The sequence below is a fragment of the Proteobacteria bacterium CG1_02_64_396 genome (genome assembly GCA_001872725.1).
Classification (GTDB): domain Bacteria; phylum Pseudomonadota; class MNWR01; order CG1-02-64-396; family CG1-02-64-396; genus CG1-02-64-396.
On the sequence record MNWR01000002.1, the window covers coordinates 1 to 8,905 of the forward strand.

At 62.7% G+C, this 8,905-nt stretch carries 7 protein-coding genes; 4 read left to right on the plus strand and 3 right to left on the minus strand.

Annotated features, from left to right (window positions below; all coding sequences use genetic code 11):
- Positions 1-237: 237 nt before the first annotated feature.
- The 4 genes from AUJ55_00045 to AUJ55_00060 all read left to right on the plus strand — a co-directional run bounded on the left by AUJ55_00045 (position 238) and on the right by AUJ55_00060 (position 6,372).
- Positions 238-1,746 (plus strand): hypothetical protein, encoded by a 1,509-nt coding sequence (locus AUJ55_00045; GenBank protein OIO61459.1) that lies wholly within the window; start codon positions 238-240, stop codon positions 1,744-1,746.
- 50 nt (positions 1,747-1,796) lie between these two features.
- Positions 1,797-2,891 (plus strand): addiction module protein, encoded by a 1,095-nt coding sequence (locus AUJ55_00050; protein OIO61460.1) that lies wholly within the window; start codon positions 1,797-1,799, stop codon positions 2,889-2,891.
- Positions 2,892-3,075: 184 nt separating this feature from the next.
- On the plus strand, positions 3,076-4,509 hold the full coding sequence (locus tag AUJ55_00055; GenBank protein OIO61461.1) for a hypothetical protein: 1,434 nt from the start codon (positions 3,076-3,078) through the stop codon (positions 4,507-4,509).
- A 12-nt stretch (positions 4,510-4,521) separates the two neighbouring features.
- Positions 4,522-6,372, plus strand: coding sequence for a hypothetical protein (locus AUJ55_00060; protein ID OIO61462.1), 1,851 nt, complete (start codon positions 4,522-4,524; stop codon positions 6,370-6,372).
- A gap of 647 nt (positions 6,373-7,019) precedes the next feature.
- Here the strand turns inward: AUJ55_00060 and AUJ55_00065 are convergent.
- The 3 genes from AUJ55_00065 to AUJ55_00075 form a co-directional block, all read right to left on the minus strand.
- The gene (locus AUJ55_00065) at positions 7,020-7,475 is read right to left on the minus strand and encodes a hypothetical protein (GenBank protein OIO61463.1); all 456 of its coding nucleotides are present in this window, start codon (positions 7,473-7,475) and stop codon (positions 7,020-7,022) included.
- Between the two features lie 66 nt (positions 7,476-7,541).
- On the minus strand, positions 7,542-7,823 hold the full coding sequence (locus tag AUJ55_00070; protein OIO61464.1) for a hypothetical protein: 282 nt from the start codon (positions 7,821-7,823) through the stop codon (positions 7,542-7,544).
- A gap of 62 nt (positions 7,824-7,885) precedes the next feature.
- The gene (locus tag AUJ55_00075; protein ID OIO61465.1) at positions 7,886-8,629 is read right to left on the minus strand and encodes a cytochrome B; all 744 of its coding nucleotides are present in this window, start codon (positions 8,627-8,629) and stop codon (positions 7,886-7,888) included.
- Positions 8,630-8,905 lie beyond the last annotated feature (276 nt).

Sequence of the window (8,905 nt, forward strand, 5' to 3'; positions counted from 1 at the left end):
CTCGGCAATTGCTCCTGCATTGCTCTACCTCCTGCATCCATGCAGTCGTGCGCCGGCGGGTAATCGGTCCAAATTTCCCCGGTTTTTCGTCACATAGACGCCACTATGATCCTCAAAACCGTGAAAATTTGGCCTCGATTCCCCACTCGGCTCGCTACGGACGCTCAAGCCCGACAGACTCCTAGCCATCGCCCGTCGAATCGGGCTTTTTTAAAGGAACCAGGCGACCGGCACCCGATGCTCTCCTCCCTCAAATCCATCCTCTACCGCGTGCTCGAAGACCCCGCCAGCCGGGCCAAGCGGATCTTCGATTGGGCCATGATGCTGGTCGTGACCGCCTCGATTGTTGCACTGATCCTCAGCCTCGACCCCTCCCTTCCCCCCGCCGACCGTGAGCGATTGTTTCTGCTCGACGATCTCTTCATCGCCCTGTTCGCCACCGAATATCTGCTACGTCTGTGGGTCTGCTCCAACTTCGGGGTCGATTACCGCCGCGCCATCAAACGGCTGCACCGCCGCTGGCCCGAACGGGGCGGTGTCTGGCAGCGTTGGGAGGCGCTCAAGACGGCGTTGCATCCCAAGTGGGTGTGGATGCGCCAGCCGCTGTCGATCATCGACCTGATCGCCATCCTGCCCTACTTCCGCCCCTTGCGGATGTTCCGGGTTTTGGTCGTCTTCCGGGTTCTCAAACTGCTGCGCTATTCCCGGGATCTGGCCTTCCTGGGCGGGATTCTGCGGGAACGGGCCTTCGAACTGCTCGCCCTGGCGACCGTGGTCGCCCTGGTCTGGGCGATGGTCGCCATCGGCTTCTATTCGGTCGAGATGGGGAGCAACCCCACCGTCGATTCGATTTGGAAAGCCTTCTGGTGGGCCATCGTCACCATCACCACCGTCGGCTACGGCGATATCGTCCCGGTCACCCTGGCGGGCAAGGCGGTCGGGGTGGTGGCGATGATCTTCGGCATCGGGGTCTTCGCCTTTTTCACCTCGATCATCGCCTCGGCCCTGACCGAACGGCTCATCACCTTGAAGGAGCACCATATGGAGCGCCGCATCGAGACCTTGCACGACCACATGATCGTCTGCGGCTTGGGCGACCTGGGCCGCACCGTCTGCCAAACCCTGCTCGACGAGGGAACCCCCTTTGTGGTGATCGACAAGAATCCGCAACGGGTGGCGCGGGCGGTCCAGGATGGCTGGACCGCGGTCGAGGGGGACGCCAGCGATGGCGCCATCTGGACCAAGGTGGGGCTCGACAAGGCGCGGGGGGTGATCAGCGCCATCGGCGACGAAGCGACCAACGTCTACCTGATTCTGACGGTACGCGAACATGCTCCCGGCATCTTCATCGTCGCCCGCAGCGGCACCGCCGCCTCGGAACAACGACTGCGCAAGGTGGGGGCCAACCGGGTGATCTCCCCCGCGTTGCTCGGGGGGGTGCAGATGGCCCACACCGCCCTGCGCCCCTCGGCGAGCAACTTCTTCGATCTGGTGCTGCACAAAACCAACGTCGACCTCTCGGTCGAGGAGCTGACCATCCCCAAAGGGGGAAACTTCGACGGGATGAAGCTGCGCGACAGCCGCATCCGCGAAGACTTCGAGGTCATGGTGGTCGGCATCGTCGAGGTCAACAAAGCGCTGCAATTCAGCCCCTCCCCCAACACCGAAATCAACGCCGGCGACGTCTTGATCTGCCTGGGCAATTTGGACAATCTCGAACGGCTGAGGCGGGCGATTCGGGGGTAGTTTCGAGCAGCAATGCCCCCCTTCATTCTTGAATAACTGGAGTCGGCCGCATGAGTTACGCCCGTCACCTGCCCTACAACGACCTCCCCCTGATCCCCCCTGTTGCAGAGCTCGAAACACGGGCGGTCCTCAAGCAGGCCATCGCCGCCAATCGCAACCTTGCCGATTTGCGCGGACTGGCCCGGCAGATCCCCAACCCACGCCTGCTGATTAACAGCATCGTGCTGCAAGAGGCGCGGTTGTCGTCCCAGATCGAGAACATCGTCACGACCAACGACGAGCTGTTCCGAGCCGCCGCCGACCCCGAGAGACACGCCGATCCCCACACCAAAGAGGTTCTACGTTATCGACAGGCGCTGTGGTTCGGATTCGACGCCCTGCAACAGCGCCCCCTGTCCACCAACCTCTTTGTCGAGATCGTGCGCATCATCAAAAGCAGCAACTACGACGTGCGCCGCGCCACCGGTACCACACTCATCAATCAGAACGACGGATCGGTGCTGTACACCCCACCCGAGGGGGAGACGGTGATCCGTGACAAACTGACCAACCTTGAACGGTTCATCCATGCCCACGAGGGGGTGGGTGAAGGGCTCGACCCCTTGGTGAAACTGGCGGTGCTCCACTACCAGTTCGAGGCGATCCACCCCTTCCCCGACGGCAACGGAAGAACAGGGCGAATCCTCAATATTCTCTATTTGGTCGAGCAGGGGCTGCTCGATCTGCCCATCCTGTTTTTGTCCCACTACATCCTTCACAACAGGCCCGTTTACTACGAGCGACTGCGGCAGGTCACCGAAGAGGGGGGGTGGGAGGCTTGGATCCTCTTTATGCTGGAGGCTGTAGCGCAAACCTCGAAACAGACTGCGGAGCGAATCTCCCGAATTGTGGTTTTGATGGAGGAGGTGCGGCTTCGGGTTCAAACCGAATCGCCCCGGATCTACAGCAAGGATTTGATCGAAGCGATCTTCATGCACCCCTACTGCAAGATCCGTTTTTTAGAGGAATCGGGGATCGCCAAGCGGCAGACCGCCTCGGGTTATCTGCGCACCCTGGCCGATCTGGGGGTACTGCGCCCCCTCAAAATCGGGAAGGAGTGGTACTACATCAACGATGCCTTGCTCGGGGCTTTGGTGGATGCTTGATTCCAGTACATGGGTTGACGCTGTAAACACATCGTTTATATGTGTTTAATTTTTAGATTAATTTAGACATATAAAGTCCGTTCATGGGGCCGTCTTCCGCCAACTCAAGCGTGCGACTTGATCGAACACAACACGGTTGTTGAGGTATTTCCTTTCTTGGGGGGGTTATGTGTTTTAGAACCGGATGGATTCTTCGAATCGGGGCCCCGTTGCTCCCCTTGCTCCTCACCGCCTGCGCCACCACCCCACCCCCCCCCAGCAAACCCTGGAACAAACCATCCCCACCACCATGGCCAACCTGCGCGGCCATCAGGCCCTCTACAACGAGGGGTGGTTGGTCATCACCTCGACCCAACAGGCGCTGGCCCAAGCGCGGGAGGAGGCGGTCGAGTCCTCGGCCATGGCCATTGCGGCAGCCACCGGAGCAATCAGGCGCGATACCGCCGCCTTCACCGCCTCGTTCCAAAACAATCTGAGCGCAGGGATCGACACCGCCTCTGGACTGCACGCAACCGGCAGTCGGCTGCGCCGCGATCTCTTCGCCGGGACCGACGCATGGGCCGCCTACCAACGCAAGCTGGGGATGGAGTCTCTGCAAGGGGTTTGGAACAGCCTCATCAAAGGCAACCTGAGTTTGGGAATCCGTAGCCAGGCCGACCGGGAGGCGCTGATGGCGATCCCCGGCGGCTACTTCAGCGAACTGAAAGAGGATTTCGGCAACATCTACGATTTGACCGCCTGGATGAACACCGACTTCGCCACCCCCATCGCCAAGGCCTGGGATACCGCCTTCGAGCGGGCTGCCACGAGTTTCGACGCCGCCTATCGCCGCTCGGGGCAAGCGGGCAACTCCCTGGCAGGGTTGGGCGATCTGCTGGTCGGCTACTTCGACGCCCTCTACGAAGGGGCGGTGCAGCCCTCGGCCAAAACGTTGGTCACCACCGTCAAGAAGGGGGTGGGGACGGCGGCGCAGGCGGTGTTTTTGCCCACCGCCACAGCGGTGGCCATCACCGGGCGGACCGTCGAGGCGGTGGGGATGAGCGTCTACTACACCGGCAAGCTCGGGGTCGAGATCGTCGCCCCCACCGTCGAGGCGGGGCTGTTGGGGGGGCTGTCGCTGCTCTCGTTCGGAACCCTGCCGGTCACCTACACCGCCGGTTATTCGGCCGGGGCGCTCAATCAGGTCGCCTTCACCGCCTCCGCCCCGGTGGCCGCGACCGCCACGACGGCGGGGGGGGCGGTGCTCGATGCGGCCAAGTACGTTGCCTTTGTGACCTATGACGCCCTGGCCGGAACCACCGAGGTGGCGATTCATGAGGCGACCGCCGGGGTGGTGCTGGGCTACAACGCCCTGACCGCCCTGCCGGTCCACGCCCTGATGGGGGCGGTCGACACCGCGGTCTTCCTGGCCTGGGACGGCCCCCGGTTGGTGGTCGCCATGGCCCAGGGCAAGGTGGGCGGTGGGGAAGAAACCCTGTCGGTGGGCGATCTGCCGGTCGGCTCGGTGGTCGACCTGCAATCCCTGCGCGATCAAGGGATTGCGGTGAAAACCCTGAGCGACGACCCCGAGACGGTGCAGACCATCTTGCAAAAACTCCCCGACGATTTGCGGCAGTAAGGAGCCATGGATATGAACCGACCTTCTATCTTCCCTCTTCTGTTGGCCCTGTCGCTGACCGCCTGCGCCCACCCCGCCCCCGACGATCCGCTGGTCAACACCAAAACCCTGGTCCGCGAGGGACACCTGTCGCTTTACGAAAACGGCGCTTTCCACGTCCCCCACACCTCCATCGCCCTGATTCCCCCCGGTCCCGACGCCCTCGAACTGGCCCAAGAGATGATGGGGATGAAGGCGCGTGAGTCCTTCCTCACCGCCCTGAAACAGGCCCAGGAGTCGGTCTACATCATCCCCGAGGGGACGGCGCTGAGCCTTGAATACGCGGGGAAAATTCAAACCCTAGGCACTGCGGGGGGCGAGGCGGTGACCGACGTGACCCGCCCCCTGGGGATGCTGCTGATCGACCGTTCCTCCGATCTGATCGGCGATTCGGCGGTCGATTCGTGGCGCTTTGGCAAAGAGCTCGCCGAGGAGATGGGGCAATTCGGCATCGTCTTGAGCCGCGATGCGGTCGAGCGGGGAGCCATGCTCGCCGATGCAGGGATGGACCTTGGCCGCACCATCGTGGCCAGCAGCGGCGAGCTGGCTCAAAGGCTTTCGGCAGGTTCCATTGAGGCGAGCGGCGAAAGCCTCGATTTTGCCTGGAGCAGCTTCGTCGACGGCTACCTGGCACTGCCTGAAAACCTGGCCCAGAGGGGTAGCGACGTCGCCGATAGCATTGATCTCACCCAGTTCGAACAGGGGTTTACCCAGGCCAACGAGCTGCGGGCCGAGTATTCCGAAACCTTCACCGACCTCTTCGGACAGGCGCTTGAGCAATACGGCGACGATGTCGCCAGCGATTTCGCCCAAGCGGGCAAGGAGTTCGACGAAAACCTCGATGCTACCGGGTTGGGACTGGCCTCCATCAAGGCGATGCGTTGGGTGTTGCAGGGGGTCTTCTGGGACGGACTCATCAAACCTCTGGCCCAGATGGGCACCTCCTCGGTCGGCTATCTGGCGGTCAACACCGTTGCCTTCCCGGTTTTGGTGGTGTGGAACGAGGGGATGGCGACCACCACGATGGCGGTTGAGGTCACCTGGCACACCGGCGGCATGGCCTACGACATCGTCGCCCCCACCGCCACCGCCGCCCTGGCGGGGGTCTACAGTCTGCTCCAGGTAACAGGCGGCCAAGCTGCCGCCACCACCGTTGGGGTCACCGGCGCGGTGGCCGGTAGCGCCGCCATTGCGACGGGGCAGGCGACCGGGCGGTTGACCCAGGGGGTCGGCTACCTGACCGGGCAAACGATCCGCTACGTCGGGGTGCCGCTCACCGCAGTGGGCGCCACGGTCGGCAAGGGGAGTGTCGGTGTGGTGGGGGGCGCGGTGGGGGCCGCTGCCGGGGCCACCGTCATGGTGGCGGGCGAGGGGGCAAGCCTGGCCAGCAAGGGGTTCGGCACCGTTTTGGCGGGGAGCACCGCCGTGGTCGGCACCGCCGCCTCGACCCTCGCCGGCGCGGGCTTAGGGATTTATTCCCTATCGAAAGCGGTGGTCGTCCCCCCCACCTACGAACTCGGGGGCGGGGTGGTGCTGGGCTACGGCACGATCAGCCATCTGGCGGCCCACTCGGTATTGGCGGTAAGCGACGCCGCCTATTTGGTGTTGTCGCTGGAGGGGCCGCGCTGGGTGATCTATGCCGTGCAGGGCAACCTGGGCAAAGGGGCCGACCTACCCCCCGGGGCGGTGCTCGATCTGAAAAAGATGCAACAGGCCGGGGAGGAAATCCGCTATCTGCCGGTATCGCAGGAGGAGATGAACGCTGTGGTGCAGGGAGAGGTCGGGGATCTACCGGTGCTGCCCCAGGAGGCCACCGCCCCCTGAAGCCGAGGCCCGGTGGGGGTGTGCGGCGGAGGCGGGGGGTCCGGAGGATGGGCAAGCAAACAGTGCGATTTCGCCCCCCATTCGCGGACAGAAGCCCGCCCCAACAAGCCCCCACCCATCCCTCACCCTTGCCTGTAGAAGGTGATTTCTGCCGCTGATTAGGTGTCGCCTTTTGGAGGGCCACGCTCCGTCGTGGCCGTTTTTTATTTGTGGGGCGAAGGGGGAGTGCGGCGTAGCGCGTTCCTGCTGGGGCACTTGGCACGGGCGGATCTTAGGGCGCCGGGTCGCCTCTTCATTCGCGGTCGGGGACCGCTCCTACAGGCAAATGGCGATGTGACCGGGGTCCCCGGAGCTTGTGGGAGGCCACTTCTGTGGCCGAAGCGAAGCCGATGTCGTGCCTAGCGGGAAACGGCAAGAAAGAACCGGCGTCGGGAAGCCCCCCCATTCGCGGCCAGAAGTCCGCTCCCACAAAACCCACCAACCTAGGAGTCTGTCGGGCTTGAGCGTCCGTAGCGAGCCGAGTGGGGAATCGAGGCCAAATTTTCACGGTTTTGAGGATCATAGTGGTGGCTATGTGACGAAAAACCGGGGAAATTTGGACCGATTACCCGCCGGCGCAGTAGGACGATCTCAAGTCCGACAGACTCCTAGCGCACCCCCGCCACCTTCATCGCCCGCCATTGGGGATCGAGCACGAAGTCTTCCCCCAACCGCGCCGCCAGGGGTTGAATTCGGCTGCGCACCTCGGGAATCAGATAGGGGATGGCGGGGCCGAATCCCCATACCGGGCCGGGCCAGGCGGGGTCGTCCTCGAAACGGGCGATGTGGTGCACATGCAGCTGCGGCACCATGTTGCCCAAAGCGGCAACGTTGATGCGGGTGGGGTGCAGAGTGGCTCGGATGGCGCGGGAGAGCAGGGAGGACTCCCGAATCAGGGCGATCTGGTCTTCCTGGCTCAGATCCTGAATTTCGGAAACCCCCTCCCGGTCGGGAACCAGGATGAACCAGGGGTAGGTGCGATCGTTCATGAGCAGCAAACGGCTCAGAGGAAAACGGCCCAGGCTGTAGGTGTCGGCAGCCAGGCGGGGGTGTAGATCTGCCACGGGGACTCCTTTCGAAACACTCCATCAAAAAGCCCCCGCGCCGGTTGGCGCAGGGGCTTTGGTTTTTTACCGGTACAGGCAGAGGTAGGCGGTCTCGACGGTGCAGCGCGCCCCGAATTTCTGCCCCGCCTCGACCACAAACGACTCGTGCTGGGCGATGGGGGTCCAGTTGTCGTCGCCCGGCAGCTTAACCTCTAAGGCGCCGCTGGTGACCGACATGATCTCTTGGCTGGAGGTACCGAACTCGTACTCCCCCGGCGCCATCACCCCAATGGTGGCCGGGCCCTCGGCGGTCGAAAACCCCAGCGATTTCACCTTGCCGTCAAAATATTCGTTGACCTTGAACATGAGGTTTCCATCCAAGCTTCGTTAAAAGGGGGGGCCGGGATTGGCGCCCCCGAACACGCAACTTATTTGTCTGCGTCGACCGGCTTGCCGCGCAATACCTTACGCCCGGTGAACATGGCCGAAATCAGGTTGCTGCGCTCCCTGATCTCGGTGACCACCACCGCCCCCACATGCACCGCCACCAACCCCAAGAGTACCCAGAAGGCCTCTTCGTGGAATTCGACGAAGGGTTTGCGGAAATTGCGCATCTCGTCATAAAGGGTCGGCACCACATACTCCTTGGAGCCGGGGGCCAAATGGGCCAGCAAGGAGGGATCGCCCCCGGTCACCCAGGCTGCGAAGTGACCGCCGTAGGGGGGCAGGTAGAGATCGGTCCCCGCCAAGACCAATCCGGTCGAGGCCATGCCGAACAGAACCAAGAACAGCGCCGCCACCATCAACTTGCCCATCGGGTTATGCCCGGCATATTGGGGCGGATTCCCCGACTTGGCGCCGGCAACATAATCCTTGAGCTGCCCGATAAAGCCGACGCCCAAGGGCAAAACCGCCTTCCACCGACTGTACTTGCCGCCGATGAAACCCCACACGACGCGCCAGGACAGGTTGGCGGCAAACACATAGCCCATGTAGACATGCACCGTCTTGAGCAGGATTTTGCCCTCCCCGCTCAAGCCCAACGCCTTGCCGTTGAGCAGGGCCAGCGCCAGAAAAGACAAGGAAACGACACACAACACGTTGATCCAATGAAACCACCGGGTGGTGCGGTCCCATACCGACACTTCAATGGTTGCAGCTTGTTCACTCATGACAACCTCCAAGGGGTTCGACCTTGTTCGCGGTGGGCGGGACGCCCTCCATGTCATACAGATTATGGGATCTTGCATGACCCCGAGGTGGCGATTTCCTTGCTAATTCATGAACGACGGCCAGGGGGGGCGAACGACGGCTAGGAGTCTGTCGGGCTTGAGCGTCCGTAGCGAGCCGAGTAGGGAATCGAGGCCAAATTTTCACGGTTTTGAGGATCATAGTGGTGGCTATGTGACGAAAAACCGGGGAAATTTGGACCGATTACCCGCCGGCGC